Genomic DNA, 26,255 nt, shown 5'->3' with positions numbered 1-26,255 from the left:
CCGTATTAAGCTTGGCCTGGAATATTGTTGCTAGCGACTTTATCCGTTTGTGCAGCACGGAAATCTGCAACATTTTTCGCGATGTCTGGACGGGTCAGACCTAAAATTTGCGCGGCCATAATGGCTGCATTGGTCGCACCTGCAGGACCAATCGCCAAGGTACCCACGGCAATGCCTGCTGGCATTTGTACAATTGAAAGCAATGAATCGACACCATTTAAAATCGAAGATTTTACCGGCACACCCAATACTGGCAGATCGGTTTTTGCGGCACACATGCCTGGCAAATGCGCTGCACCACCAGCACCGGCAATAATCACCTGGATGCCACGATCGCGTGCTTGTTCTGCATATTCAAACAGACGGTCAGGGGTACGGTGTGCAGAAACGACTTCGGCTTCAAATGGGACACCAAGCTGCTTAAGCATATTGGCAGTGTGTTCGAGAGTTGCCCAGTCTGATTGAGAACCCATGATAATACCTACTAGAGGAGCATCTTGTGCAGCAGCCGCATTCATTGCAATGTTTCCAGAGATTAAAGTAAGAGAAGATAAATCTCGACGAGAGAGCCAAGCTTTAATGGGAGTTCGTATTATAGACTGAAAATTCAGCTTCATAAAATTTAACGGTCAAAGCAAGGCCCGATTTTTCTTATTTTTTAATGAAATCTCAAAATCTGTAATAAAAATAGGGAAGTACACCACTTGAATGATATTAGGGGCTACGGAACACGAAATAGACACAGCCACACAGGCATAATCCTGCCCAGAGATAATCCAGTTTAAATGGCTGTTTAAACATAAATAGCATAAAGGGCACAAAGACCAGTAGCGTCACCACTTCCTGGGTGATCTTCATCTGACCGACTGCGAGTCCGTGTTGCGCCATCAGCCGTGTTGCAGGAATCATCAGGCTATATTCAAATAAAGCAATGACCCAGCTAAATAAAATGATCTTCCACATTGGGGCATCATGCGGCAAAAATTTCAGATGACCATACCAGGCCAATGTCATAAAGCAGTTTGCACAAATAAGCAGGAGCAGGGGCCAGAACATAGCGGATGCCGGTAGAAAATTTACAGGATATTTTACGGATTATTGCAGCAAAAGATAATCGTGAAGCTTGGTTTTTTATCACATCTAGCATCGTTTCTTCACATAAAAAATCACGCCAGAATGCCTATCTTTTCCCGCAAAGCCTTGCTATCGTTGCCGGTAAATCGAATAAATCATGACAACAGCACAGAAAACAAAGTGATGTGTCAGTACAAAATGGAGTGAAGTAGATGCATCTGCATATCTTGGGCATTTGTGGCACCTTTATGGGCTCGCTGGCCTTACTCGCGCGAGACCTCGGACATAAGGTGACAGGTTCAGACCAGAACGTGTATCCACCAATGTCGACCCAACTGGAAAATGCAGGCATTACTTTAATGCAGGGCTATGACCGTAGCCACCTACAACCACATCCGGATCTGGTCATTGTTGGTAATGCCATGAAGCGTAGTATTGATGCCGTGGAATATATGCTGAATGAAGGTCTGCCTTATATTTCAGGTCCGCAGTTCCTGGCTGATCATGTTCTGCAAGGTAAACACGTGCTGGGTGTCGCCGGAACACATGGTAAAACCACGACCACCACGATGCTGGCTTGGGTACTGGATCAAGCCGGTCTGGAGCCAGGTTTTCTGATTGGCGGTGTGCCATTGGGCTTTTCGGAAAGTGCGCGTCTCGGTGGTGGGAAATATTTCTGTGTCGAAGCCGATGAATACGATTCTGCTTTCTTCGACAAGCGTTCCAAGTTCGTGCATTACCATCCAAAAACCGCAATTTTAAATAACCTGGAATTTGACCATGCCGATATCTTTGATGATCTGGCCGCAATTCAAAAACAGTTTCATCATTTAGTTCGTACTATTCCAAGTGAAGGCCGGATTATCGCGCCGATTACGGAAAGCAATATTGATGAAGTGCTGGAGCAGGGCTGCTGGACGCCTGTAGTGCGCACCAGTCTAGATGCCAACGAAAAATCTGAACTTTATGCAGAACAATTGTCAGCAGATGGTTCACATTTCAAAGTCCTGCAACAGGGCGTAGTCAAAGGCGAAGTACAGTGGAATATGACCGGGCAGCATTCGGTGGCGAATGCCTTGGCCACCATTGCCGCTGCTGAGCATGTGGGTGTATCCATTCAAACCGCCTGTGAAGCACTCTCGAATTTTGGCGGTGTAAAACGCCGTATGGAGCTGCTCGATACGGTACGTGGTATCGAAGTCTATGATGATTTTGCCCATCATCCGACTGCAATTGATACTACCCTCGACGGCGCACGCAAGCGTCTGGGTGAACGTAAGCTTTGGGCGATTATTGAACCGCGTTCCAATACCATGCGTATGGGCAGTCACAAAGAGGGTTTGGCTTATTCAGCACGTCTGGCGGATGAAGTGATCTGGTATCAGCCTGAAGGTCTGGATTGGGATCTGCAACCTGTGATTGAGGCTGCACCAAATAAAGCTGTGGTAGCACGTACTTTGGATGAGATCATTCAAACTGTTGTTACTGAAGCAGGCGAGGGCGATGCTGTGGTGATCATGTCCAATGGCGGTTTTGGTGGCTTGCATCAGAAACTGATTAGCGCCTTACAGTAAATTATCTAAATCAATACTTGTAGCCTTTATTCCATAAAATTTCTCAAGGATCGTAGACACATGTCTACGATCCTTTTTTAATATTAAAAAATACTTAATTTTTTTAAGGAATTAACTATTTTACTAATGATCTAATCCTAAAGTCCTGCTAGCTTAAAGTCATTACGTGTTTCTCAGCTGACAGTCGTCATAGCTAAATACGACTGCCAATCCTCCACAATAATCACTAAAAAGGATAGTTGCCATGTCAAATACAATGAAAGCAATGGTTTACTATGGCGCCAATGACATCCGCTTTGAAGAACGTCCCATCCCGAAAATCTTGCAGCCCGATGATGCCGTTATCAAACTGACTAAGGTCACGATCTGCGGGACCGACCTCGGCATCTGGAAAGGTAAAAACCCGGAAATTGAACAGGTGGCAAAAGAAAAAACCGGCAACTTTAATGGCCGGATTCTTGGTCATGAAGGCATTGGCATCATTGAAGAAGTCGGTTCAGCAGTCAAAAACTTTAAAAAGGGTGATCGGGTCATTATTTCCTGTGTCAGCCGCTGCGGTACCTGTGAAAATTGCCAGAAACAGCTGTATGCACACTGTCGTAATGAGGGTGGCTGGATTATGGGTTATATGATTGATGGTACCCATGCCGAATATGTCCGTACACCTTTTGCTGACACCTCTCTTTACCATTTACCTGAAGGCTTAAATGAAGACGTCGCCGTCTTCCTGTCCGATATCCTGCCAACCTCACATGAAATTGGTGTGCAATATGGTGATGTCAAACCGGGTGACAATGTCGCGATCGTAGGTGCAGGACCAATCGGGATGAGTGCCTTGCTCACTGCTCAATTTTATTCTCCAGCCAATATTATTATGGTGGATATGGATGATAACCGGCTGGAATTTGCCAAAACGGTAGGCGCAACTCATACCGTTAACTCTGGTAAAGAAGATGCCATTCAAAAGATTTTAGAGATTACCGATGGACGCGGGGTCGACTGTGCCATTGAAGCAGTGGGGGTGGAGCCTACCTGGAATATTTGCCAGCATGTCGTGAAAGAGGGTGGACATATCGCCAACGTCGGCGTACATGGTAAAGCAGTGAATTTTGAACTGAACAAACTGTGGATTAAGAACCTGACCATTACTACCGGTCTGGTCAATGCCAATACCACTGGCATGCTGCTCAAGACCTGCTGTTCCGGCAAAATACCACTAGAAAAACTGGCCACGCATCACTTTAAATTTAACGAGTTTGAAAAGGCCTATGATGTGTTTAAACACGCGGCTGATGAAAAAGCCCTAAAAGTGATGATTGACATGAACTAATGCAAATCAGACAAAAAAAGTCCGCCATGCGGACTTTTTTTTATTTTTAGTCTGGATTCACCAGATCAGAAATAGGGGACATAACCACGTTGTTTATAACCCTGAGGTGAAACCAGCTGTTGATGATTTTCGTCAACCCGATACAGGATCTCGAGCAAGCCATCCAGATCTTGCTGGTTCAGATAATGCGGCTGAAAAGTGCTATGACCCAGCTTGGAAAAGAACGAAGCAATCTCGCTATGCTTATGTACATATTTCATCGACCACTCAGCAAAGCTTGGCGCTTCCACAGTTGTATCAGCGAAACGATACACCTGCTGATGCCGACGGTCTTTCGAAATACTTTGAAAAAGCTGCTCTACAATCTCAGGTTCACCCTGCAAACACTGGAAAAACTTTCCTTGTGCATAATACAGTGCTCCATAGATCTGATGCTCATAATTGAACTTTCGTGCGATTGCTAAAATATCACTCAGGTCTTGTAATAGATCTTGTTCTGTTTCGATGCGCGTACTGGCATAACAGAGTTGTAGCATGAATGATTCCTTTAAATTTCAAGTATTGATTTTATAGTCAATATATTGGGTTTAGGTTATTTTTTAATCAAATATCAGCTATTTCTTACACTGTTTTCAGTTTGCATTTTGTAGCTAAATTATTAAAAATTAAAGAGACACCATTGAAAAATAATTACTCGAATGATAATGCTTTTAATGAGGGTGAAACATGCTAAAAGATCTTTTCATCACGTTAAGCTTGTTATGTCTGTGTTTCGCGCTAGTCATCGTGTTGCATAGCTGGGGCTTGCAACGTGAGATTAACATGCTGATCAGCAGCATGCTATTAACTTGGGCACTATTGATTTGTGTGGATCATCGTGCTTTTTTTCAGACCAGTATCTCCTTGATCATCGTTATTTTGATCATGCTGCAACAGTATGAACAGATTGTTTGGATGGGATTAGGACTCTTCAGTGGCACTCTGCTTTATAGATTGCCACAAGCCCATAAACAGGGCTTATCGTCTTTTATCCATTTGAATCTGTTTATTCCAACGGGATGGTTTAAAAAGCTAAAGTCGCTACGTCATGTAAATTCCGATCACGCTTAAACATGACATGCACATAAGAGCATTGTGGAATAATTTTTAGCTGTTTCTGACGTGCAAATTCGACCAGAATATCCAGCATTTTACGGGCCACACCTTTACCACGCAGTGCATGTGAGACCCAGGTATGGTCAGCGACAATGGTGTCCGGTTCACGCCATTGATAAGTAATTTCTGCTACGCGCTGACCATTGTCTTCCATGTAAAATACACCGCCGCGCTTTGAGTCCTGATGTTTGATGTTACTCATTTTCTTACCTGTTGTACTAATCCAGGATCAACCTGTTATATCGTCATATCCTCATCCATTAAACATCTTATAGATGTTTAGTCCCATCTTTGAGTTAGATGAAGTCCTACTGAAGTACATCCCGTATGCTTTCATTTTTGTCAAACACCGACTTGGCAAAAGGGCAGAGTGGAATAATTTTCAGAGCATGCATTCTGGCAAAACCGACCGCAGCTTCGACCAGCTGCTGTCCAACACGTTGTCCGCGTAGGCTATCATCCACCCAGGTATGATCAATAATGAACTTATCATCACCTGCCCGGGAATATGTCATCTCTGCCAGGCGCTGGTCTTTCTGCGCCACATACCATTCACCTTTAGTTCCTTGTTCCTGGTGTTCAATCTGCATAGGTTTACCTCAAGATTTTATCTCAGACTGCCATAGTCCTTAGCTTTACAATGTTGCAATTTTTTTAATTCCGCTGAGTAAAATTACAGCCTGCCTCATGTGAAATTTTCTGGCAAAAGCATAGAATGTGCTGATCCTGTATTGATCCTCCCTCATGTCTGCTTCTGCTCAACCTCTTTCTGTTACACGCCAATGGGTCTGTGTGATTGCCTTGGCCTGTGCCGCTTTTATTTTTAATACGACCGAGTTTATTCCAGTAGCACTACTGAGCGATATAGGAAAGAGCTTTGCCATGACTCCAAGAGAAGTCGGGCTGATGCTGACCATTTATGCCTGGGTAGTCGCATTACTATCTTTACCGATCATGCTGCTCACTAGAAATATTGAACGCCGTTTCCTGCTTACACTGCTATTTATGGTCTTTATTGCCAGTCATGTGCTGTCTTATTTTGCCTGGAGTTTCATTGTCCTGGTTATCAGTCGGATCGGAATTGCAGTTGCTCATGCACTGTTCTGGTCAATCACGGCATCGCTGGCAGTACGTGTAGCACCGAAAGGAAAAGAATTTCAGGCCTTAGGCCTGCTGTCTACCGGTACTGCGATGGCAATGGTACTCGGGATTCCTTTTGGCCGGATGATTGGCGAAGCATATGGTTGGCGTAATAGTTTTGCCCTGATTGCGTGTCTTGCATTGATCATTTGCCTGATTCTGGCCAAAACCTTGCCATTGCTTCCAAGTGTCAATTCAGGCTCCCTCAGCAGCTTAAAAAGCCTGATCAAACGTCCAAGCCTGATGCTAGTCTTTACCCTCACCATTCTGGTGATTACGGCGCAGTTTACCGCTTATAGCTATATTGAACCATTCTCCCTGAATATCGCCCGCTTTGATTCAGCCCAGACCACAACTTTACTTCTGGTTTATGGCGGAGCAGGATTCTTGGGTTCTTATCTGTTTGGCCGCTTTGCCGCACAGTTTCCGAAAATGACTATTCCTGCTTTTACTTTTGGACTGGTTATTTCCATGCTGCTGTTATTGCCCTTGTCGAGCACAGTCACAGGCCTCTCTGGCTTATCTCTGCTGTGGGGTTTGAGCATCATTGGTTTCAGCCTGGCTCTACAATCCAAAACCCTGAACCTGGCTGCAGATGCCACAGATGTTGCCATGGCCATTTATTCCGGCCTGTATAATGTCGGTATTGGCGGAGGAGCTTTGCTTGGCAGTATTGTCACGCTTCAGATCGGGCTATCGAGCATTGGCTGGGTAGGCGCAGGGCTGGCGATTCTTGGATTTCTGCTTAGTCTTTATTTGGTTCAGCGTTTGGACTTCCTGCCCAAAGCTGCTGATTAAACGCTGCTTTTTGTAAAATAATTTGTGATTATGCATAAAATCTGTCATGCTCATTTGATATTGAGCAATTGCTCAAACAGAATTGAGTTTGAACAAGGGGAGTAGCCTCCTCCAAACGTTTAAGAATGAAATTTCAGTTTTTGAACGTGTCAGAATATCGTCATTACACTTTGCAAAAAGTCGGTATCTGAGCATCTTTAGGTCACACTTGATATAAAAAAGTGAAACACTAAGATGTAGGCAAGACCTTGATCATGTTGTTATAGATGTTTTTCATCTGGCAGCTGGTCAAGGTTTTTTTATGGCCAGTCGTCCGATGTGGAGAATTCACATGGAAACAATTGGTACGCTCTGGCTGTATCTTGTCTTTTTCGCAATTGTCGCCGTCATGCTGGTGATCGATTTTGTCGGCTTTAAACATCAGCATGGTCAGGAAGTCAAAGTCCGTACCGCTGCCTACTGGAGTATCGCCTGGGTCAGTGTCGCGTCTTTATTTGGTGGTGGATTATGGCTGTATCTGGAGCAAACTGCAGGTGCGGCAATTGCCAATACCAAGGTCATGGAATACTTTGCCGGTTATCTGCTGGAAAAATCCCTGGCAATTGATAATGTCTTTGTCTGGCTGATGATCTTTGCCGCCTTTGCCATTCCACCAGCGCTACAACGTAAATTGCTGTTATATGGTGTACTGGGTGCGATTGTGCTCAGAACAATCTTTATTTTTATTGGTGCCTGGTTTGTACAGGAATTCTCCTGGATTCTGTATCTTTTCGGTGCGTTCCTGGTGTATACCGGCTTCAAATTCCTGCGTGGTCAGCATGAAGAAGACAGCAATATTGAAGATATGGCCATTCTGAAATGGCTACGTAAACATATGCGTATCACCCCGCAGCTTCAAGGCGATAAATTCTTTGTCCGTCAAAATGGTTTGCTTTGGGCAACGCCGTTATTCTTGGTGCTGATTCTGGTCGAAGCCTCTGATGTGATCTTCGCAGTCGATTCTATTCCTGCTATTTTTGCTGTCACCACCGACCCCTTCATTGTGCTTACTGCGAACCTGATGGCAATTTTAGGCCTGCGTGCAATGTTCTTCCTGCTCTCGGGTGCAGCCTCAAAAATGCATTATCTGCCTTATGGCCTAGGTTTGATTCTGGTCTTTATCGGCTTTAAGATGCTGATGCTAGATGTATTCCATATGCCGATCTGGATTTCACTGAGCTTTATTGTGATTGTCTTGACTGTGACCGCGATCTTGTCGATTCGTCATAGCAAGAAACATAACGAAACTACGCTGTAAGATTAAGCATCAAAAAAGCCTGCATCAGCAGGCTTTTTTATTTGTCTACAAGTTTGGCTGCACACACATGCTCTGTTGAAATTACGCGTGATTATTTGATCTCATAAAAAATACGCATGGTTAAATATGAATGTTCATATAAACATGCTAATTTTTTCAGCTACAATCAATCGAAAAAATCAAAAAGCGCAGGTTTTAAATGTCTTCTATCATTGCAACGACGGCAGTACGCGGTCGCTTCCTGGATATCAAGAATACGGTTGCCCAAGCGCGTGAAATTCACGACCAAGTGCGATATGTAGAAGATGGCTTGCTCATCAGCCAGAATGGTGAGATTCAATGGTTTGGCAGCTGGGAAGAGGGGCAGCAGCATCTGCCTGAAGGAGTGCAGGTGGCTCATTATCCTGAGCAGCTGATCGTACCAGGTTTTATTGATACCCATATCCATTTTCCGCAAACCGAAATGGTCGGTGCTTATGGTGAACAACTTCTAGAATGGTTAAATACCTATACTTTTCCGACTGAGATCCAGTTCCAGGATCCAGCTTATTCAGAAAAAATTGCCGAATTTTTTGTAGAAGAATTACTTAAAAACGGCACCACGACCGCATTGGTCTTTTGTACCGTCCATCCTGAATCAGTCAATGCTTTATTTAATGCAGCGACGACGCGTAATATGCGTCTGATTGCGGGTAAAGTGCTAATGGACCGTCATGCACCGGAAGCACTGACGGACACCGCAGAAACAGCGTATACCGATTCTAAAAAGTTGATTGAAAAGTGGCATGGCAAGGGTCGTAACCTGTATGCGATCACGCCACGCTTTGCTCCAACTTCGACAGCTGAACAGCTGGAAAAAGCAGGACAACTTAAAGTAGAATATCCAGATGTGTATGTGCATACCCATTTAAGTGAAAACAAGAATGAGATTGCCTGGGTTAAGGAACTGTTCCCGGAACGTCAAAGTTATTTAGATGTTTACCATCACTATGGTCTGACCGGTTCTAAATCGGTATTTGCTCATTGTGTGCATCTGGAAGAAGGGGAGTGGGATTGCATGCATCAGACCGACTCGGCTATTGCCTTCTGTCCAACCTCAAATTTGTTCCTGGGCAGTGGTTTATTCCCTTTGAAAAAGGCTTGGGACAAAGGCATTAAAGTGGGACTGGGCACCGATATCGGGGCAGGGACCTCATTTAATCAGCTGCAAACCCTGAATGAAGCCTATAAGGTGCAGCAATTGCAAGGCGATAAACTGTCTGCCTTTGAATCGCTATATCATGCGACACTGGGTGGAGCCAAAGCCTTGAGTCTGGAGGATCAACTCGGTAACTTTAATATCGGTAAAGAAACCGACTTTGTTGTATTAGATCTGAATGCGACGGCGTTACAACAGCTGCGTCAAAGCAAAGCCAAAAATATTGAAGATGCATTTTTTGCACTGATTATGCTGGGTGATGACCGTAATATTGCAGCGACTTATGTTTCTGGAGAGGCGGTTTATGTCAAAACAACAGCTCAGCAAAAAGCCTGAAAAATCACGCCGTCGCATATGGTTCATGCTATCAGCAATAGCCATTGGCTGCGCTTTTTTACTCAAGCGCGATTCACAATTGCCGAAAAAATGATTACATTAACACAGGGCAAAACAGGTGCATCTGCCTGCTGGATGTATTAAAATTGCTGATATATCAGGTGTTGCAGGTCAACACCTTTTTTATTTTGCTATTTTTACTTTTTAGGTATCTACCCATGACCGTTCAAATGAGCGTAATGATTTCCGCTGAAGAAATTCAAGCTAAAGTCAAAGAGCTTGGTGCTCAAATCGATGCACACTATGCCCATAGTGACAAAGAACTTGTGCTCATCGGTTTGTTACGTGGTTCAGTGATTTTTATGGCCGATTTATGTCGTGTGATTTCAAAACCACATGAACTGGATTTCATGACTGTGTCCAGTTATGGTGGTGGCACGGTATCGTCACGTGATGTAAAAATCCTGAAAGATTTAGACGGTGAAATCCGTGGTAAAGATGTACTGGTGGTAGAAGACATCATCGATTCCGGCAATACGCTGAGCAAAGTTCTGGAAATTCTGCACACCCGTAACCCAAACTCGATTCAGCTCTGTACCTTGGTCAGCAAACCTTCACGCCGTGAAATTAATCTGGATGTGCAGTTCCTTGGCTTTGAAGTCGAAGACAAGTTTATTGTCGGTTACGGCCTCGATTATGACCAGAAGTACCGCCATTTGCCTTTTATTGGTGAAATTGGTCTTTAAGAGATCCAACTTTAAAAAGTGGCGACAGTCACTTTTTTTATGTCTGCTTCACATGAACAAAAAGCTAACATTCCGTTTCAGGACTTCGCTAGATTGAAAACTTGACTTATCCGATGATGATTTCTGAACATGACTTAAAAACAAAGACATGATAAGAAAGGAGCATACATATGTGGTCACTTATAGTTGCAATTGTTATTGGTTTTATCGCAGGTTTAATTGCGCGTGCAATCCATCCTGGAGATGACAAGGCAGGCTTTATTATGACAACCCTACTGGGGATTGCCGGTTCATTACTTGCGACCTATGGCGGTCGTATGCTAGGTCTTTATGAGGAAGGTTCAGCAGCAGGCTTTATTGCTTCGGTGATTGGTGCCATTATCATTCTGTTTATCTACAACATGGTCACCAAACGCAGAACTGTCTAAATATTTAATTGAATAATTTCTGTTTTGCATTGAAAAAAGCACCCTGTCGGGTGCTTTTTTACTGCTGGCTGTTTAAAGATTTAATTCAAAGCTTCTGCTCTCAATATCCTTCAGATGACCAAGCGAAAGTTAAGATTAAAGACCTAGTTCTGTCAGAATCTTTTCAATCTGTTCAGCCGGATAGGCACCCATGACTTTAAAACCATTCGAGAAAATAATTGCTGGGGTACCCTGAATATTTAGGGATTTAGCCAAGGCCAAGTTGCGTTCTACCGGATTGGCGCAGCGTTTGCCAGATTTAGGCTGAATACCTTTACTAATCAGATCATCCCAGGCTTGAGCCGGATTTTTTTCACAATAAATCTGTCGTGAAGGGGCTATAGATTGCGCTTTCAGTGGCAGAACAAAAGTGTAAATGGTTACGTCATTGAGCTTTTTAAGTTCTAGTTCAAGCTGTTTACAATAGGGGCAATTGGGGTCAGAAAAAATCGCCAACTGACGCTTGCCAGTGCCTCGTACTGTTTTCAATGCATCCTGTAAAGGCAACTTTTTCCAGTCGATACTGTTCTGTTTCAGCACCAGATCCCGGGTAAGATTTTGCTTATCGGCAAGGCGAATCATAGACCCACCGATGAGATGCTTGGCATCCTCGTTCAGGTAAATCACTTGTCCATCCATAGAACCACTATAGATCCCTTTCATTTCCGTAGTCTGAAGATTTTCAATCTTCAGGTCTGGGCTATGTTTGGCCAGGTTAGCTTTGACTGTATTAATATCGGCAAAGCTAAGGCTCGTAGCCAATACCGTCATGGCCAGCAGTAGGATAGGTTTCAGCATGAATCTCCTGCTCATGTCAGAGTAAAGTAGTGCTAATTCTATGCGTTTCATGCAGAAAAATCAGATGATTTATGTACTGTCATGTTTCACTATTCTTAATGTTTCACGTGGAACATAAACTACTTATGAAATAGAAGTAACCGGATTAATCTCTACAGAAATATGCACGATTTCTTCATGAATAGAAATCGCTTCACGGACCTGATCAGGACTTAAATCTAGCGCAGTCTCCAGCGCCACAAAACAGGCAAACTTGCCTTTCCCAACGCGGGAAACATGCAGGTCAGACAGTTTTACTAAAGGACCAAATTCCGCGACAACTTCCCGGATTTCATCTACCACCGGTGCATCCATATCGGCATCTAGCAGGGTTTTGGCAGTCTGTTTCAATAAACCAATAGACCAGCGTGCGACCAGAACTGAGCCAACAATCCCGAGCACAGCATCCAGAATATCCCAGCCAAAATACTTACCGGCAAGCAGGGCTATGATGGCAAAGACTGAAGTCAGGGCATCTGCTACTACATGCATAAATGCTGCCTGATGATTCAGGTCATGCTGATGGTCAGAATGGCTAGGATGATACTCATGATCGTGGTGATGCCCATGAGCATGTTCATGTCCACCATCATGCAGCAACCAGGCACAGACCAGATTAATAAATAAACCTAAAATCGCAATAGGAATGGCTTCATTATAGTGAATCTCTACCGGAGCAAACAGGCGTTCAATCGAATGGAAAGCCATAAAGCCCGCAATCACCAATAGCATGATGGCACTACTATAACCTGCCAGAATTTCAATACGCCAAGTCCCCATATTAAAGCGAGGATCATCGGCATAATGACGTGCTGCTTTGTAGGCGGCAAAGGCAAGTCCCAAGGCCAGGACATGGGAACTCATATGCCAGCCATCTGCCAGCAAGGCCATGGATTGAAAGACCCAGCCACCCATAATCTCAAATACCATCATCACGGCAGTCAGGATTGTGGCGAGCAGTATCTTCTTCTGTGCCAGTGGATTGCCTTGATCAAACTGATGGTTGTGCTGTGGAGCGGTATTGTTTTGCATTTGAGTGGTCTTATTTATATACTCCCCCTTAGTATATTTATTTTTGGAGACTTGTGGTGAGTCATGTACATGAAGATAAAAAAATATTAAATCGTGTACGGCGTTTAAAAGGTCAGATTCATGCGGTAGAAGCCTCACTGACACAACAAGAACCCAGCTGTATTGATGTGCTACAACAGGTCGCTGCCATTAAGGGGGCGGTGAATGGTCTGATGAATGAACTGATTGAGGAGCACCTTAGAGAGCATGTAATCAAAGATCCAGAAGCTGTCAATGAACAGGATCTTCAGGAATTTTTAAAATTGCTCAAGCGTTATGGCTGATTTTTTCTGCTGAATATTTTCGTTTTGTTTACAGCAAGATAATTGACCGCTTTTTCATCTAACCGATACACTGCTTTCCATTCAAATTTTTATTCAACATCATTTTTCTGGAAGCGTGATGTTGAACTTCTATGGCAGCAGCATGACAATAAATACCACATGGCGACCATTCGCCATGGTCAGCCTTACATTGATTATGGGGACTATCGGCACGGCACTAGCCAGTCCGCTTTACCCTATTTATCAACAGGTTTGGGATCTATCTCCAAGCCAGATTACTTATATTTTTGTCGCCTATATGTTTGGCTGTCTAGGCACTCTGTTGTTTCTGGGACGAACCAGTAACAGTATTGGTTTTTTAAGAACCTTACAAATCGGCTTGGTATTTATCAGTCTAGGCTTAATCATTTCCGTCTTTGCAGACAATGCACTGATTTTATCAGTGGGGCGTTTCATTATCGGCATTGCCTCAGGTCTCATGACCACTTCTGCCATGATTGGCATGATGCAAACCATTCCAGAGAGTCATAAGCAGTTTGCACCGCAACTGGTATCGATTCTGACTGCAATTGGCTTTGGTCTGGGTCCTTTGGTCGGCGGAATCATTGCGCAGTTTTCTCAGACGCCACTGATCACTCCATATCTACCTATTATTTGGGGAGCAGTACTGTGTTTTATTGGCTTGTTCTGGTTAAAAGTGCCAGCATTTGAACGTCAGCCCTTTAGTATTGCACCGAAATTACTGCGTCCTGAGCCTCAATATCATGCTTTGTTTATGATCGTGGGTTTGACCGCATTTTGTGCCTTTGCTGCCTTTAGTTTATTTGCCTCACTGTCACCCTCTTTTGTGCAGGATATTCTGCCTTGGCATGGGCCTCTAGTCAGTGGTACCGCCATCACCTGCATTTTGCTGATTTCTGCCATGGTGCAGTTCTTTGCTAAAGCGGTTGCTGCAAAGAAATGTCTGAATATTGGCTTGATCATTATGTTTGCGAGTCTGATAAGTCTTGCACTGTGTATGCTCTTCAAAACGAGTATCTTATTTTTTGTCAGTGATATTCTGTTTGGAATTGGGCATGGCTTTGCCCTGATGGGCGCATTTGGCGTGATTCATGCAATCACGACCTTACAGAATCGGGCCGCAGTCATGTCGACCTATCTGTTTATGGGTTATTTAGGCACGATTGTGCCGATTATTGCAGTGGGTTATCTGGCCGATCATTTTGGTTTGGGTTTGGCTGTTATCAGCTTCTGTGCGGTGATTAGTATTTTATGTGTAGTTCTCTGGGTATCACATCAGAAACTGCATGTAAAAGCCTGTTAAAAAGCCCTCAATTGAGGGCTTTTTATATATCTTGAAGATTATTTTCCAATACAGAACGATCCAAAGATCTTGCCCAGCAGGTCATCCGCACTAAAGTCACCGGTGATCTCACCTAAAGCATTCTGTGCCAGACGCAAGGATTCTGCCACTAACTCACCTGCGTTATATACCACCAGTTGTTCACGGGCTTCAGCCAGATACACCTGGGTACGCTTCATTGCGTCTAAATGACGAGTACGGGCAATAAAGGTGTCTTCTTCAGGCTGGAAGCCTGCATGCGCTGTAATCGCCTCTATGAGCCCTTGCACACCGGTTTCCTGCTTGGCTGAGACAGTGATATGACGGAAACCCTGAAAATCGCCAATGATAGCTTCGGCACCGGTCAAATCTGCTTTATTACCAATCAGCATCAGGCGTTTCGGTTCAATATGTTCAGCAAAATATTCCTGTGCCAGTTGTAATGGATTATCACCCTGACTCAGGTCATAGACCAATAACAGCAGATCCGCCTGCTCAATTTCCTTGATTGCACGACGAATCCCTTCTTTTTCCACGATATCACCCGTTTCACGCAGACCGGCAGTATCCGTCAGGGTAATTGGCAAACCATTTAAGGTAATTTTCTCATGCAAAACGTCACGTGTCGTACCCGCAATATCGGTCACAATGGCGCGTTCAATCCCGGCCAAAGCATTCAGCAAGGACGATTTACCGGCATTAGGTTTACCGGCAATGACCACCTGCAAACCTTCACGTAGAAGCTGGCCCTGACGCGCAGATTGCTGTACTTGAGTGATTGCACTGGATACGCCATCCAGCAGATTTAGAATCTTGCCATCCGCCAGAAAATCAATTTCTTCTTCCGGGAAATCAATTGCGGCTTCTACATGCAGACGCAAATGAATCAGCTGTTCAAGTACGGCATTCACCTTGGTCGAAAATGCACCTTGCAGAGAACGTACCGCAGAACGTGCAGCCGCTTGTGATGTCGCATCAATCAGGTCAGCAATGGCTTCAGCCTGGACCAGATCCAGCTTGCCATTTTCAAAGGCACGCATGGAGAATTCACCCGCTTTGGCTGCTGTTGCCCCAAGTTCCAGCAAACGTGCCAGCAGGGCATTCTGGATGACCGGACCGCCATGGCCTTGCAGTTCCACCACATCTTCGCCCGTGAAAGAATTTGGATTCGGGAAGCAGATCGCTAAACCTTCATCCATGACTTCACCTGCCGCATCATAAAACTGGCGAAAACCGGCAAATCGGGCTTTAGGCAATTCTTTTCGAGTTAGCGCCTGGGCAATTGCATAAGATTTTGGACCAGACAGACGAATCACCCCAACGCCGCCACGCCCCGGTGGTGTCGCAATCGCAGCAATCGTAGTGGTTGGGTTGAGCATAAAATTCACCTGCAGAAGAACAAAAAGTACAGCCAAAAAAAATCCGCCTAAGATTACCATCTTAAGCGGATTTATTCAGCCCGTCAGTTCAACTTAGTTGACTGGCTTTGCCTCATCACGTTGTGCACGATCTTTGGCAACAGACTTGTTGATCAAGCTTTGCTGCAGGATGGTAATCAGGTTGTTGACAATCCAGTACAGCACCAGACCAGCCGGGAAGAACAGTAAGAATACTGTAAAGATCACTGGCATGATCTTGAACACTTTCGCCTGCATTGGATCAGTCGGTTGTGGGTTCAACGACTGCTGGATATACATGGTTGCACCCATCAGCAATGGCAGGATGAACCAAGGATCCATTGAAGATAAATCCTGAATCCACAGCATCCATGGTGCATGACGCAGTTCCACAGATTCCATCAGTACCCAGTACAATGCCAGGAAGATTGGCATTTGCAGCAAGAGCGGTAAACAGCCGGCAAGTGGATTTACCTGCTCGCGTTTGTACAGTGCCATCATCTCTTGAGAGAAGCGCATACGGTCTTCACCGAACTCTTCTTTCATACGCTGCATTTCTGGCGCAATCACACGCATTTTCGCCATAGAGCGGTAACTCTTCGACGACAATGGCCACAGGATCAGTTTTACCAGAATAGTCAACAGAATGATCGCCCAGCCCCAGTTACCTACCAGGCCATGGAAAAATTCCAGACCAACAAATAGTAGTTTGGCAATCGGCCATAGCCAGCCATAATCTACAGTCTGGTTCAGACCTGTTGCCAGATCTTTGAGCTCTGACTGGATTTTTGGACCAGAATAGAAGGTCGCATCAATTTCAGCCACAGTACCGGCAGGTACATTGAAGGTCGGAGAGGTAAAGCCAATGATATTCATGTTATCAGTTGACTTACGTGATTCCAGCTTCGCCGTATAGGCCTCGCCATTGCCCTGTGTCAGTTTCAGGTTACCTGGTACCCATGCACTGACAAAGTAGTGCTGCACCATCGCAACCCAGCCGCCTTTGGCTTCAGTGCTGAGTTTTTCTTCAACAAAGTTGTCAAATTTCAACTTGTTGTAATGCTCATCCGGGGTACCCCAAGCGCCACCTAAGAAAGTACCTAAAGTAAAGATACCTTGATCAGATTTGCCTGGATCCTCAGAATTGTCACGCTTGATCTGGCCAAACATTTGACCTTGCCAAGCCTGTCCACTGCGGTTGATAACCTTGTGGTTCACGACAACTGGATATTCACCTTCAGTAAAATTGAAGGTTTTGATGACTTCTACACCATCTGCCGTCTTGAATACCATTGGTACAGACAGAACTTTTACATTCTCGCCATCTTTATTTTTGACTGCCTTGGCATCTGCCAGGGTATAAGCAGTTTTTTCTAGCTCATAGCTTGGACGGCCATTACGGCTGCTGTCCGGTCCATTTAGACCAATTAAACCTGACTGCGCGACATAAGTACGTTTCGCATCGCTTTCCAGCATGACGAAAGGTTCATCGCTGTCTTTGTTTTTGTCATGATTGAGTAATTCAACACGAACAATATCACCACCTTTAGGATTAATCCAAAGATGATAAAGGTCAGTTTGTACTGAAATAAGCTGCTGACTTACAGGTGCTGTAGCATCCGTGGCTTGCTGCGCTGGAACATTTGCTTGTGGCACATCAGAAGCGGCGGTAGCCGTCTGAGCATTTGGCAAATCTGCTGACACTTCTTGCGACACAACTGCAGTTTCCTGCTGAGGTTGAGTTTCCGCATTTCCATAATCTTTTTGCCACGCCAAAATGAGCAAATATGCGACAACAAACATAGCCCCGAGAATTGCAATCCTGGCCCATTGTTGCATATGTATTACCCCAAGTGGTGAGAGTGATTTTGGTTCAATAAACGATCACGAAAGGGTACAGCAACGTGAAGCGTTTGAGAATCTATTTGCTGAAATGAAATAAAACGAATCGCTTTCGGAGGAACAGGATCGTATCCTGAGCCACCCCACGGATGACAACGGCAAATACGTTTAGTAGCCAGCCACACACCACGCACAGCTCCATGTGTATGGACTGCTTCCAAGGAATATTGAGAACATGTTGGAAGATAACGACAGCGTGGTCCCAATAAAGGACTAATCGCAATCTGATAGAAACGTATTAACCAATGCAGTAAACGTACCATTGGCCATCTCTACTTTTGTGGGGAGGGAGCTATTTTTGTATGCTTTTTGGCAAGACGGTTGAGTTTCTGCCAAGCAAATTGTAGTTGCTGGTGCAATTCTGCATTCGGGACTGTATCAATACCAGCTTTTGGCATCACCACAATATCCAGATCGCTGAGCTGCTGTTGATGCAGGCGAAAACTTTCGCGAGCAAGACGTTTTACTCGATTTCGTTCATGCGCACGGCGCACTTTTTTCTTGGCAACAACTAAACCCAAACGGCTATTTGGCAGTTCGGACGGTTTTGCAAGAAATAAGAAATGGGGTTGATGCACTTTTAAAAGCGCACCATCAAAGACACCTTTATAATCGGCAGCACAGCGTAATCGTAACTCTGTGCCAAAACCATAAAGTGTTGTCATATCACCCAAAGTCGGCGAAGCCTAACTGATTAAACAGTTAAGCTGTGACGACCTTTTGCACGACGGCGAGCTAGAACTTGACGACCAGCTTTAGTAGCCATACGAGCACGGAAACCATGAACGCGTTTACGCTTTAATTCAGATGGTTGGAATGTACGTTTCATGTCGAAACTCCAAAAATGATCTTTCTATGAAGGTCCGCGATTTTAGTGCTCATTGCTTGAGCTGTCAATGCAAAAGCATATTTCTTTTCAAATTAGTCTAGGGATTGGCTTGCCTGATACTTTTCAAATTGTGTAGTCAAAGAGTGAATAAAATAGTTAACCACAATATAAATAATTGTTTTAATGTTATATTTTAGTTATTAACATCTATATCAACAGATTTATCCACAATACTATACACAATTCAAATTTAGATTCTCGTTTTGAATTTAAATTTAAACCATGTGTTGGTTATCCACAGAAAGTCTGGATCTTATAAATAAATTCAAATTTATAAATTTAAATTTATTACTATTAGGAAGCTGTTTTCCTGTGGAAAATGCATTTTTAATTTTAATAAACATAATCTTATATTGTGGATAAAACTGTTTCTATAATTTTTATACTTTGTGGATAACTTTATGCTATATTTTATCCACAGCTTGCGGATAAACTTATCCACACTAGGTTTTAAATTTAAATTTATGCATGAAAAGCGCTTTTTTGAACGATTTATGCTGAATATTTCATGACAGATGTGGATAACTTGGTTAGAATGGCGACCCGCTTTCAGGTGCGGCAATGGCTTTTGAATAAACAATGGAATGAATAGGGGATTCACATGCTTTGGACAGACTGCTTAAATCGCTTGCGACAAGAGCTCTCTGGAAATGTCTTTACAATGTGGATACGCCCACTGGTTGCAGAGGAACTGGACGATACCCTTCGTCTTTATGCACCGAACCCTTACTGGACGCGTTACATTCAAGAACATCATCTGGAGCTGATCTCGATTCTGGCAGAACAGTTATCTGAAGGCCGGATCCGTAAAGTTGAAATTCTGGTGGATTCCCGACCTGGTGCGATTTTATCTGCCAGTGAACAGCCAGCGACCACCACGGCTGCTTTAGAAACACAGCCAATGAGTACGCCTGCGCCTCGCCTACGTAAAGAAAAAGAAGAATCGGTTAAAAATAGCCGCAAGCGTCAGCTAAATCCCTTATTCACTTTTTCTCTATTTGTGGAAGGCCGCTCGAATCAGATGGCCGCAGAAACCTGCCGTAAGGTTTTGACCCAGCTCGGTGCATCTCAACATAACCCATTATTTTTGTATGGCCCGACCGGTCTGGGTAAAACCCACTTGATGCAGGCCGTCGGAAATGCATTATTGCAAGCCAAACCGAATGCCCGCGTGATGTATATGACCGCAGAAAGCTTTGTGCAGGACTTTGTCAGCTCGCTGCAGCAGGGCAAGGTTGAAGAATTCAAGAAAAACTGTCGCTCTCTGGATTTATTACTAGTCGATGATATTCATTTATTGGCGGGTAAAGAGGCTAGTCTGGTTGAGTTTTTCTATACTTTTAACGCACTGTTGGATGAATCGAAACAGATCATCTTGACCTCGGATCGTTATCCGAAAGAATTGACGGAGCTGGATCCACGTCTGGTTTCACGTTTCTCATGGGGTTTGTCGGTAGGGGTTGAACCGCCCGATATTGAAACCCGTATTGAAATTTTACTTAAAAAAGCCGAAAGCAATGAAGTTGACCTGCCACGTAACTGCGCACTGTTTATCGCACAACAAGTGGTCGCCAATGTGCGTGAGCTTGAAGGTGCATTAAATAAAGTGGTGGCGATTTCCCGCTTTAAAGGCACACCGATTGATCTGGATGTAGTGCGTGAATCCTTAAAAGATGTTTTGGCGATTCGCGCCCGCACCATCAGTACTGAAAATATTCAGCGTGTGGTCAGTGAATATTTCCGTATTCCACTGAAGGAACTGGTCGGTCCGAAACGTACCCGTATTTATGCACGTCCGCGTCAGCTTGCAATGGGTCTGGCACGTGAATTGACCGGAGACAGTTTCCCGGAAATTGGCATGGCATTTGGTGGTCGTGACCACAGTACCGTGATGCACGCCTGTGAAAAAGTATTGAGTCTGCGTGAGGAAGATCCGATCTTCAACGAGGACTATAAAAACCTGCAGCGCCTGCTGCAAAGCTAAGCCAAAACGCTCAAATTCTGCGCTTGCTATGCGGCTTTTTTTGCCGCATAGTACAGTGCTAAATAATTAACTTTTCCATATTAATCTTCAGTTTTCAGAGGAATGTACCGTGCGTTTAAAAATCGCGAAAGAGAGCTTACTGAATGTTCTATCACATGTCGTAGGAGCGGTTGAACGTCGCCATACCTTAAACATTCTGTCTAACCTGAAAATTCAAGTGACAGCTCAAGCATTAACGGTGACTGGTTCAGATCTTGAGGTAGAATTGGTAGCAAGTATGCCTCTGAATGAAGGTGCATGTTTGCAAGCCGGTGAAACCACGGTTCCTGCACGTAAGCTGATCGATATCTGTAAATCTTTACCATCAGCTGCGTTGGTAGATCTGCAAATTACTGAAGATCAGCGCTGTATTTTAAAGTCTGGAAACAGCCGTTTTGTGCTCGGTACCTTGCCTGCTGAAGACTATCCGTTGCTGTCAACTGAAAACAGTCAGGGCACACAGGTAACTGTGACCCAGCGTGAACTAAAACGCCTGTTTGAAAAAACTGCTTTTGCAATGGCGGTACAGGATGTACGTTTCTACCTGACCGGTACATTACTAGAAATTGATGCTAACCAATTGCGTGCAGTGACTACGGATGGTCACCGTCTGGCGCTGTGTGAAACAGCTGCGCAATCGACTGCAGCTCAGCCAATCCAGGCGATTGTGCCGCGTAAGGCAGTAGGTGAATTACAGCGTTTGCTTAGTGTTGAAGATGACCAGCTATCATTGCTGATTGGTCGTGAATTGCTAAATGTAACTATCACTGTTGCAAACCGTGATAAGGAGCAGGGGGATACTACAGTACGTTTCACCACCAAATTGATTGATGGTAAATTCCCTGACTATCGCCGTGTGATTCCACGTGGTGGTGACAAGCACGTGATCATCGCACATGACGTATTCAAGCAATCTCTACAACGTGTTGCGATTTTGAGTAATGAGAAACTTCGTGGTGTATTCCTGAACTTTAATGCGGATTCACTGCAACTGCGTGCCAATAACCCGGAGCAGGATGAAGCGATTGAAGATCTGGCCATTCAGTATGCGGATGCACCAATGGAAATGTCTTTCAATGCGCAATATTTGCTAGAAGTCTTGGGTGTGCTGGACGGTGATGATGTCTCCATGAGCATGACCGAAGCAAACCAGTCTGTGTTGGTTCAGGATCCTGCACATACTGATCAAACTTATGTGGTCATGCCGATGCGCGTTTAAGCGGCAGCATCCAGGCACAAGCTAATCATGCATATTACGCGTCTGCATATAGAGCGTGTACGAAATTTAAAAACGGTTGCTCTCCAGGGATTGCAGCCGTTTAACGTTTTTTATGGCCAGAATGGTTCAGGCAAGACCTCTGTTCTGGAAGCCATTCACCTGCTGGCCACAGGGCGTTCTTTTCGTACCCATATTCCTAAAAATTACATTCAACACAGCGCTTCGGATGCGATCGTGTTTGCCCAGTCTGATACCGAAAAAGTCGGTATGCAGAAAATGGCCAGTGGTGAGCAGTTGATCAAGGTAAATGGTGATCTAGTGGCGACCCAGGGGCAGCTGGCCAAGCTGCTACCTTTGCAGCTGATTGATCCACAAAGCACCGATATTATCGATCATGGTGCCAAGCCACGCCGACAGTTATTGGACTGGTTAATGTTCCACGTGGAACCAGAGTTCTATCATGCCTGGCAATATTATTCGCGTGCCTTGAAGCAGCGCAACAGCTTGCTAAAGTCTAGGCGCTACCTCAGTCTGTCAGAGCTGGAACCGTGGAACCAGATGCTCAGTCAATATGGTGAGATTCTGCATTCACAACGGGTCGGTATTGTCGAGCAATGGAAAGTTTTCTTTGAAGAAGACCTGAAACATTTGCTGCCAGATCTTACGATTAGCCTGGATTATAGTCCCGGTTTTCATACTGAAACTGGCCTGCTCAATGACCTGACCAATCATCATGAGCGGGACATTGAAAGACGCTATACAGAATACGGCCCACATCGCGCAGATTTGCGTCTGAAGACCCCTCTGGGAGATGCAGATGTGATCCTGTCTCGTGGACAGAAAAAGCTGCTGCTGATGGCGTTAAAACTGTCTCAAATTGCAATGCTACATTCTTGTAATAAGGAAACTGTGGTATTATTAGATGATCTGACAGCAGAATTAGATTTAACCGCACAACAACGTTTAATTGAGCGATTGAGCCAACTTGGTAGTCAAGTTTTTATTACCACTTTAGACCACGAATCAGTACAAAAGCATTTACATGATTTGTCTATCTCATATCAGTTATTCAATGTTGAAAACGGTATCGTTCAGGTTGTTGTGCAATAGTATTTTAAAGTTTTACCCATCTTTGGATAGACCTATTTTTCACTAGGGAGAAACCATGAGTTCAGAAGATCAAGCTGCTTCTCAACCAGAACAAACCATTGAAAAGGCTTATGATTCCTCTAGCATCAAGGTATTACGTGGTTTAGACGCTGTGCGTAAGCGTCCGGGCATGTACATTGGTGATACAGACGACGGTACAGGCTTACACCACATGGTTTTCGAGGTGGTCGACAACTCGATTGACGAGGCGCTGGCAGGTCACTGTGATGAAATTTTAGTGACTATTCATGAAGATGAATCGGTGTCAGTATCAGATAATGGCCGTGGTATTCCAACTGATATTCACCCTGAAGAAGGTGTGTCTGCAGCAGAAGTAATTCTGACTATTCTGCATGCCGGCGGTAAGTTTGATGATAACAGCTATAAGGTCTCTGGTGGTCTGCACGGGGTAGGTGTTTCGGTTGTAAACGCCCTGTCAGAAAAACTGGAACTGACCATTCATCGTGCTGGTCATATTCACCAGCAGGAATACCGTCATGGCGATTCACAATACCCATTAAAAGTGATCGGTGATACAGACCGAACCGGTACCCGTGTACGTTTTTGGCCAAGTGCTGAAACCTTTAGTCAGACCATTTTCAATGTCGATATTCTGGCGCGCCGTTTACGTGAACTGTCGTTCCTGAATGCCGGTGTGCGTATCGTACTGCGTGATGAACGCATTAATGCGGAATATGTATTTGATTATGAAGGTGGTCTGTCTGAATTTGTGAAATATATCAATGAGGGCAAAACTCACCTGAATGATATCTTCCATTTTACTACGATGGCGGAGAACGGGATCGGGGTAGAAGTGGCATTGCAATGGAATGATTCTTATCAGGAAAATGTACGCTGCTTTACCAACAACATCCCGCAAAAGGATGGTGGTACGCATTTAGCCGGTTTCCGTGCTGCACTGACCCGTGGTTTAAATAACTATATGGACAGTGAAAATATTCTGAAAAAAGAAAAAGTTGCAGTATCTGGTGATGATGCACGTGAAGGCTTGACTGCGATTGTATCGGTGAAAGTACCGGATCCGAAATTCTCATCACAGACCAAAGAAAAGCTGGTGTCGAGCGAAGTAAAAACTGCGGTCGAACAGGCCATGAATAAGTCATTCTCTGAGTACCTATTAGAGAACCCGCAAGCAGCGAAATCAATCGCGGGTAAAATCATAGATGCCGCACGTGCCCGGGATGCAGCGCGTAAAGCACGTGAAATGACACGTCGTAAGAGTGCGTTAGACATTGCCGGTCTTCCAGGTAAACTGGCAGACTGTCAGGAAAAAGATCCAGCATTGTCTGAGCTGTACCTGGTCGAGGGTGACTCGGCGGGTGGTTCTGCGAAACAGGGTCGTAACCGTAAGATGCAGGCAATCTTGCCACTGAAAGGTAAAATCCTGAACGTGGAACGTGCACGTTTTGACCGTATGATTTCATCGGCTGAAGTGGGGACGCTGATTACTGCACTGGGCTGTGGTATTGGCCGTGAAGAATACAACCCGGACAAGTTGCGTTATCACAAAATTATTATCATGACCGATGCTGACGTAGATGGTTCGCACATCCGTACCTTGCTGTTGACCTTCTTCTTCCGTCAAATGCCGGAACTGGTAGAACGTGGTCATATTTATATTGCACAGCCACCGCTATACAAGCTGAAAAAAGGCAAGCAGGAACAGTACATTAAGGATAATGATGCACTGGAAACTTACCTGATTTCAAATGCGATTGATGAACTTGAACTGCACATCAGTGCGGATGCACCTGCTATTCGTGGTGATGCACTGGCAAATGTGATTGCAGATTACCAGACCTCGCAAAAAAGCTTGAATCGTTTAACCCTGCGTTATCCTGCAACATTGCTGGATGGTTTATTGGCACTTGAAGCATTTAAACTGGATCAGGCAACTGATCTGGATTATGTGGAAAACTGGGCAATGCAGTTGCGTCAACACATCGAAGACAAGCAACCAAGCTTGCGTCCTGAGCTGGGTATTGAAACTTTCGAGAAGGAAGATGCTGAAGGCAACAAGTCTGTGACTTATCTGCCACGTATCACGATTTATATCCATAACTTGCCACATGTTTATCTGCTTGATTCAGGTCTGTTGGGTTCAAGTGAATATGCACGTTTATTGAAGAACTCGAAGAGCTGGTTCACGTTACTTGAAGAGGGTGCTTACCTACAAAAAGGTGAGCGCAAGATTCTGGTGAATAGCTTCCATGAAGTATGGCAGCACATCCTGCAAGACTCACGTCGCGGCATGATGATCCAGCGTTATAAAGGTCTGGGTGAGATGAATGCGGATCAGTTATGGGAGACCACCATGGATCCAGAAAACCGTAACATGCTACAGGTAACGGTACAGGATGCGATTGAAGCAGATCGTATGTTCTCTTGCTTGATGGGTGACGACGTAGAACCACGCCGTGCCTTCATTGAAGAGAATGCTCTGAATGCAGATATCGATGCATAACTGATACACAATACACTTAAAAAAGCACCTTTCGGGGTGCTTTTTTTATGATCAATTTATGCTAATGTCATTTTAACTGGTTAGCATATTCAGCAGCTGATCAGTGATTCTGGCACCTTATCTGGTGATTTTTTTATTCGCAGTATTTGTCTGATCTGGGCCAGCCTATAGCAATAAAGAGGTTTATCCATGGATAGCCAGCTTGAAGAAGTTCGTGAAATTTGGGCCAATGCATTCTATACCGGTCATTATGAGGTTCTGCGTCAGTATGAGCATGAAGACTTTAAGGTGGTGTTTGAGCAGAAAAACCGTGTAGAAACCAGTTATGTCCGTTATGACAGAATTGCGCATGCAGTGAAGAATGGGGTCTGGAAGCCGCATAAGCCTGAAGTAGAATATGAAGACTACGAATATAATGCGGATCAGACGGAATGCTGTGTAGTGACTGGTTTAGCTAAAGATAAACATCGTATTCAGGAATTGTGGCGCTATGAAAATGAATGGAAAATCATTGAACTTCGATTTCTAAAATCCTAGATTTT

28 protein-coding genes are annotated in these 26,255 nt (G+C 44.4%); 16 read left to right on the top strand and 12 right to left on the bottom strand.

All coding sequences use genetic code 11. The features are described from left to right. Positions 1–5: 5 nt before the first annotated feature. Together purE and B3D47_RS04295 are read right to left on the bottom strand one after the other, a co-directional pair. The gene (gene purE, locus B3D47_RS04300) at positions 6–518 is read right to left on the bottom strand and encodes a 5-(carboxyamino)imidazole ribonucleotide mutase (protein WP_004813961.1); all 513 of its coding nucleotides are present in this window, start codon (positions 516–518) and stop codon (positions 6–8) included. 196 nt (positions 519–714) lie between these two features. Then, the gene (locus B3D47_RS04295; RefSeq protein WP_004813962.1) at positions 715–1,056 is read right to left on the bottom strand and encodes a DMT family protein; all 342 of its coding nucleotides are present in this window, start codon (positions 1,054–1,056) and stop codon (positions 715–717) included. Between the two features lie 5 nt (positions 1,057–1,061). Here B3D47_RS04295 and B3D47_RS04290 point away from each other — a divergent pair, with 5 nt between their 5' ends. The 3 genes from B3D47_RS04290 to B3D47_RS04280 all read left to right on the top strand — a co-directional run bounded on the left by B3D47_RS04290 (position 1,062) and on the right by B3D47_RS04280 (position 3,978). Further along, a complete protein-coding gene (locus tag B3D47_RS04290) occupies positions 1,062–1,235 on the top strand; it encodes a hypothetical protein (RefSeq protein ID WP_017401641.1) in 174 nt (57 codons plus the stop codon). A gap of 51 nt (positions 1,236–1,286) precedes the next feature. Next, entirely contained in the window at positions 1,287–2,648 is a 1,362-nt protein-coding gene (gene mpl, locus B3D47_RS04285; RefSeq protein WP_286860120.1) for a UDP-N-acetylmuramate:L-alanyl-gamma-D-glutamyl-meso-diaminopimelate ligase, read from the top strand. Positions 2,649–2,892: 244 nt separating this feature from the next. Then, positions 2,893–3,978, top strand: coding sequence for a zinc-dependent alcohol dehydrogenase family protein (locus B3D47_RS04280; protein ID WP_004813967.1), 1,086 nt, complete (start codon positions 2,893–2,895; stop codon positions 3,976–3,978). A gap of 65 nt (positions 3,979–4,043) precedes the next feature. Here B3D47_RS04280 and B3D47_RS04275 read toward each other — a convergent pair whose 3' ends face one another. Next, entirely contained in the window at positions 4,044–4,514 is a 471-nt protein-coding gene (locus tag B3D47_RS04275) for a BLUF domain-containing protein (RefSeq protein WP_004813968.1), read from the bottom strand. Between the two features lie 190 nt (positions 4,515–4,704). Between B3D47_RS04275 and B3D47_RS04270 the strand changes: the two genes are divergently transcribed. Beyond that, on the top strand, positions 4,705–5,088 hold the full coding sequence (locus B3D47_RS04270; RefSeq protein ID WP_286860117.1) for a hypothetical protein: 384 nt from the start codon (positions 4,705–4,707) through the stop codon (positions 5,086–5,088). Here the strand turns inward: B3D47_RS04270 and B3D47_RS04265 are convergent. Continuing rightward, positions 5,042–5,335, bottom strand: coding sequence for a GNAT family N-acetyltransferase (locus B3D47_RS04265; protein WP_004813972.1), 294 nt, complete (start codon positions 5,333–5,335; stop codon positions 5,042–5,044). The two genes, B3D47_RS04270 and B3D47_RS04265, sit on opposite strands and share 47 nt — an antisense overlap. Positions 5,336–5,441: 106 nt before the next feature. After that, on the bottom strand, positions 5,442–5,723 hold the full coding sequence (locus B3D47_RS04260) for a GNAT family N-acetyltransferase (protein ID WP_004813975.1): 282 nt from the start codon (positions 5,721–5,723) through the stop codon (positions 5,442–5,444). A gap of 154 nt (positions 5,724–5,877) precedes the next feature. Here B3D47_RS04260 and B3D47_RS04255 point away from each other — a divergent pair, with 154 nt between their 5' ends. From B3D47_RS04255 to B3D47_RS04235, 5 genes are all read left to right on the top strand, one after another. Next, a complete protein-coding gene (locus B3D47_RS04255; protein WP_286860116.1) occupies positions 5,878–7,071 on the top strand; it encodes a sugar transporter in 1,194 nt (397 codons plus the stop codon). 331 nt (positions 7,072–7,402) lie between these two features. Then, positions 7,403–8,368: a TerC family protein gene (locus B3D47_RS04250; RefSeq protein ID WP_286860114.1), complete on the top strand. Its 966-nt coding sequence runs from the start codon at positions 7,403–7,405 to the stop codon at positions 8,366–8,368. A 199-nt stretch (positions 8,369–8,567) separates the two neighbouring features. Next, positions 8,568–9,902, top strand: coding sequence for a guanine deaminase (gene guaD, locus B3D47_RS04245; protein ID WP_286860113.1), 1,335 nt, complete (start codon positions 8,568–8,570; stop codon positions 9,900–9,902). 218 nt (positions 9,903–10,120) lie between these two features. Further along, a complete protein-coding gene (gene hpt / locus B3D47_RS04240) occupies positions 10,121–10,648 on the top strand; it encodes a hypoxanthine phosphoribosyltransferase (protein ID WP_004813981.1) in 528 nt (175 codons plus the stop codon). Positions 10,649–10,818: 170 nt separating this feature from the next. Next, entirely contained in the window at positions 10,819–11,076 is a 258-nt protein-coding gene (locus B3D47_RS04235; RefSeq protein WP_004813984.1) for a GlsB/YeaQ/YmgE family stress response membrane protein, read from the top strand. Between the two features lie 135 nt (positions 11,077–11,211). Here B3D47_RS04235 and B3D47_RS04230 read toward each other — a convergent pair whose 3' ends face one another. Next, complete coding sequence (locus B3D47_RS04230; RefSeq protein ID WP_286860111.1) at positions 11,212–11,913, bottom strand: DsbC family protein; 702 nt, start codon at positions 11,911–11,913, stop codon at positions 11,212–11,214. Positions 11,914–12,036: 123 nt separating this feature from the next. Then, complete coding sequence (gene dmeF, locus B3D47_RS04225) at positions 12,037–12,984, bottom strand: CDF family Co(II)/Ni(II) efflux transporter DmeF (protein WP_163168913.1); 948 nt, start codon at positions 12,982–12,984, stop codon at positions 12,037–12,039. Between the two features lie 56 nt (positions 12,985–13,040). On the opposite strand from dmeF, the gene B3D47_RS04220 reads away from it, so the two are divergent. After that, the gene (locus tag B3D47_RS04220) at positions 13,041–13,307 is read left to right on the top strand and encodes a metal/formaldehyde-sensitive transcriptional repressor (protein WP_286860109.1); all 267 of its coding nucleotides are present in this window, start codon (positions 13,041–13,043) and stop codon (positions 13,305–13,307) included. Positions 13,308–13,482: 175 nt separating this feature from the next. Then, positions 13,483–14,631, top strand: coding sequence for an MFS transporter (locus B3D47_RS04215; protein ID WP_286860135.1), 1,149 nt, complete (start codon positions 13,483–13,485; stop codon positions 14,629–14,631). 38 nt (positions 14,632–14,669) lie between these two features. Here B3D47_RS04215 and mnmE read toward each other — a convergent pair whose 3' ends face one another. The 5 genes from mnmE to rpmH form a co-directional block, all read right to left on the bottom strand. Further along, the gene (mnmE, locus tag B3D47_RS04210) at positions 14,670–16,028 is read right to left on the bottom strand and encodes a tRNA uridine-5-carboxymethylaminomethyl(34) synthesis GTPase MnmE (RefSeq protein WP_286860107.1); all 1,359 of its coding nucleotides are present in this window, start codon (positions 16,026–16,028) and stop codon (positions 14,670–14,672) included. A 93-nt stretch (positions 16,029–16,121) separates the two neighbouring features. Next, the gene (gene yidC / locus B3D47_RS04205) at positions 16,122–17,885 is read right to left on the bottom strand and encodes a membrane protein insertase YidC (protein ID WP_004814010.1); all 1,764 of its coding nucleotides are present in this window, start codon (positions 17,883–17,885) and stop codon (positions 16,122–16,124) included. Between the two features lie 5 nt (positions 17,886–17,890). Beyond that, on the bottom strand, positions 17,891–18,211 hold the full coding sequence (gene yidD / locus B3D47_RS04200; protein ID WP_004814012.1) for a membrane protein insertion efficiency factor YidD: 321 nt from the start codon (positions 18,209–18,211) through the stop codon (positions 17,891–17,893). A 9-nt stretch (positions 18,212–18,220) separates the two neighbouring features. Further along, positions 18,221–18,613, bottom strand: a complete 393-nt coding sequence (gene rnpA, locus B3D47_RS04195) for a ribonuclease P protein component (protein WP_004897461.1) — start codon at positions 18,611–18,613, stop codon at positions 18,221–18,223. Positions 18,614–18,642: 29 nt separating this feature from the next. After that, positions 18,643–18,777 carry a 50S ribosomal protein L34 gene (gene rpmH / locus B3D47_RS04190; protein WP_000831329.1) on the bottom strand — a complete coding sequence of 45 codons (135 nt, stop codon included), beginning with the start codon at positions 18,775–18,777 and terminating at the stop codon, positions 18,643–18,645. A 661-nt stretch (positions 18,778–19,438) separates the two neighbouring features. Here rpmH and dnaA point away from each other — a divergent pair. The 5 genes from dnaA to B3D47_RS04165 all read left to right on the top strand — a co-directional run bounded on the left by dnaA (position 19,439) and on the right by B3D47_RS04165 (position 26,250). After that, positions 19,439–20,821 carry a chromosomal replication initiator protein DnaA gene (gene dnaA / locus B3D47_RS04185; protein WP_004814014.1) on the top strand — a complete coding sequence of 461 codons (1,383 nt, stop codon included), beginning with the start codon at positions 19,439–19,441 and terminating at the stop codon, positions 20,819–20,821. Between the two features lie 109 nt (positions 20,822–20,930). Next, entirely contained in the window at positions 20,931–22,079 is a 1,149-nt protein-coding gene (gene dnaN / locus B3D47_RS04180; RefSeq protein ID WP_004814015.1) for a DNA polymerase III subunit beta, read from the top strand. A 27-nt stretch (positions 22,080–22,106) separates the two neighbouring features. Further along, complete coding sequence (gene recF / locus B3D47_RS04175) at positions 22,107–23,189, top strand: DNA replication/repair protein RecF (RefSeq protein ID WP_004814016.1); 1,083 nt, start codon at positions 22,107–22,109, stop codon at positions 23,187–23,189. 55 nt (positions 23,190–23,244) lie between these two features. Continuing rightward, positions 23,245–25,713 carry a DNA topoisomerase (ATP-hydrolyzing) subunit B gene (gene gyrB / locus B3D47_RS04170; protein WP_004814017.1) on the top strand — a complete coding sequence of 823 codons (2,469 nt, stop codon included), beginning with the start codon at positions 23,245–23,247 and terminating at the stop codon, positions 25,711–25,713. A gap of 189 nt (positions 25,714–25,902) precedes the next feature. Then, positions 25,903–26,250, top strand: coding sequence for a hypothetical protein (locus B3D47_RS04165; protein ID WP_004814018.1), 348 nt, complete (start codon positions 25,903–25,905; stop codon positions 26,248–26,250). The last annotated feature ends 5 nt before the right edge of the window (positions 26,251–26,255 follow it).

It is taken from the genome of Acinetobacter sp. UBA3461, assembly GCF_002381195.1.
Lineage (GTDB): Bacteria > Pseudomonadota > Gammaproteobacteria > Pseudomonadales > Moraxellaceae > Acinetobacter > Acinetobacter schindleri.
Note: the sequence above shows the minus strand (reverse complement) of the source record. Positions and strands in the feature narration are given on the sequence as shown.

Excerpts from the sequence above, each read along its gene's own strand:
- B3D47_RS04215 (WP_286860135.1), top strand. The coding sequence starts at position 13,483 with ATGGTCAGCCTTACATTGATTATGGGGACTATCGGCACGGCACTAGCC.
- purE (WP_004813961.1), bottom strand. The coding sequence starts at position 518 with ATGAATGCGGCTGCTGCACAAGATGCTCCTCTAGTAGGTATTATCATG.
- dmeF (WP_163168913.1), bottom strand. The coding sequence starts at position 12,984 with ATGCAAAACAATACCGCTCCACAGCACAACCATCAGTTTGATCAAGGC.
- B3D47_RS04230 (WP_286860111.1), bottom strand. The coding sequence starts at position 11,913 with ATGCTGAAACCTATCCTACTGCTGGCCATGACGGTATTGGCTACGAGC.
- B3D47_RS04295 (WP_004813962.1), bottom strand. The coding sequence starts at position 1,056 with ATGTTCTGGCCCCTGCTCCTGCTTATTTGTGCAAACTGCTTTATGACA.
- yidC (WP_004814010.1), bottom strand. The coding sequence starts at position 17,885 with ATGCAACAATGGGCCAGGATTGCAATTCTCGGGGCTATGTTTGTTGTC.
- B3D47_RS04280 (WP_004813967.1), top strand. The coding sequence starts at position 2,893 with ATGTCAAATACAATGAAAGCAATGGTTTACTATGGCGCCAATGACATC.
- B3D47_RS04165 (WP_004814018.1), top strand. The coding sequence starts at position 25,903 with ATGGATAGCCAGCTTGAAGAAGTTCGTGAAATTTGGGCCAATGCATTC.
- mpl (WP_286860120.1), top strand. The coding sequence starts at position 1,287 with ATGCATCTGCATATCTTGGGCATTTGTGGCACCTTTATGGGCTCGCTG.
- B3D47_RS04275 (WP_004813968.1), bottom strand. The coding sequence starts at position 4,514 with ATGCTACAACTCTGTTATGCCAGTACGCGCATCGAAACAGAACAAGAT.
- B3D47_RS04250 (WP_286860114.1), top strand. The coding sequence starts at position 7,403 with ATGGAAACAATTGGTACGCTCTGGCTGTATCTTGTCTTTTTCGCAATT.
- hpt (WP_004813981.1), top strand. The coding sequence starts at position 10,121 with ATGACCGTTCAAATGAGCGTAATGATTTCCGCTGAAGAAATTCAAGCT.
- B3D47_RS04260 (WP_004813975.1), bottom strand. The coding sequence starts at position 5,723 with ATGCAGATTGAACACCAGGAACAAGGAACTAAAGGTGAATGGTATGTG.
- B3D47_RS04255 (WP_286860116.1), top strand. The coding sequence starts at position 5,878 with ATGTCTGCTTCTGCTCAACCTCTTTCTGTTACACGCCAATGGGTCTGT.
- rnpA (WP_004897461.1), bottom strand. The coding sequence starts at position 18,613 with ATGACAACACTTTATGGTTTTGGCACAGAGTTACGATTACGCTGTGCT.
- dnaA (WP_004814014.1), top strand. The coding sequence starts at position 19,439 with ATGCTTTGGACAGACTGCTTAAATCGCTTGCGACAAGAGCTCTCTGGA.
- gyrB (WP_004814017.1), top strand. The coding sequence starts at position 23,245 with ATGAGTTCAGAAGATCAAGCTGCTTCTCAACCAGAACAAACCATTGAA.
- B3D47_RS04265 (WP_004813972.1), bottom strand. The coding sequence starts at position 5,335 with ATGAGTAACATCAAACATCAGGACTCAAAGCGCGGCGGTGTATTTTAC.
- mnmE (WP_286860107.1), bottom strand. The coding sequence starts at position 16,028 with ATGCTCAACCCAACCACTACGATTGCTGCGATTGCGACACCACCGGGG.
- yidD (WP_004814012.1), bottom strand. The coding sequence starts at position 18,211 with ATGGTACGTTTACTGCATTGGTTAATACGTTTCTATCAGATTGCGATT.
- B3D47_RS04235 (WP_004813984.1), top strand. The coding sequence starts at position 10,819 with ATGTGGTCACTTATAGTTGCAATTGTTATTGGTTTTATCGCAGGTTTA.
- B3D47_RS04290 (WP_017401641.1), top strand. The coding sequence starts at position 1,062 with ATGCCGGTAGAAAATTTACAGGATATTTTACGGATTATTGCAGCAAAA.
- B3D47_RS04270 (WP_286860117.1), top strand. The coding sequence starts at position 4,705 with ATGCTAAAAGATCTTTTCATCACGTTAAGCTTGTTATGTCTGTGTTTC.
- rpmH (WP_000831329.1), bottom strand. The coding sequence starts at position 18,777 with ATGAAACGTACATTCCAACCATCTGAATTAAAGCGTAAACGCGTTCAT.
- guaD (WP_286860113.1), top strand. The coding sequence starts at position 8,568 with ATGTCTTCTATCATTGCAACGACGGCAGTACGCGGTCGCTTCCTGGAT.
- recF (WP_004814016.1), top strand. The coding sequence starts at position 22,107 with ATGCATATTACGCGTCTGCATATAGAGCGTGTACGAAATTTAAAAACG.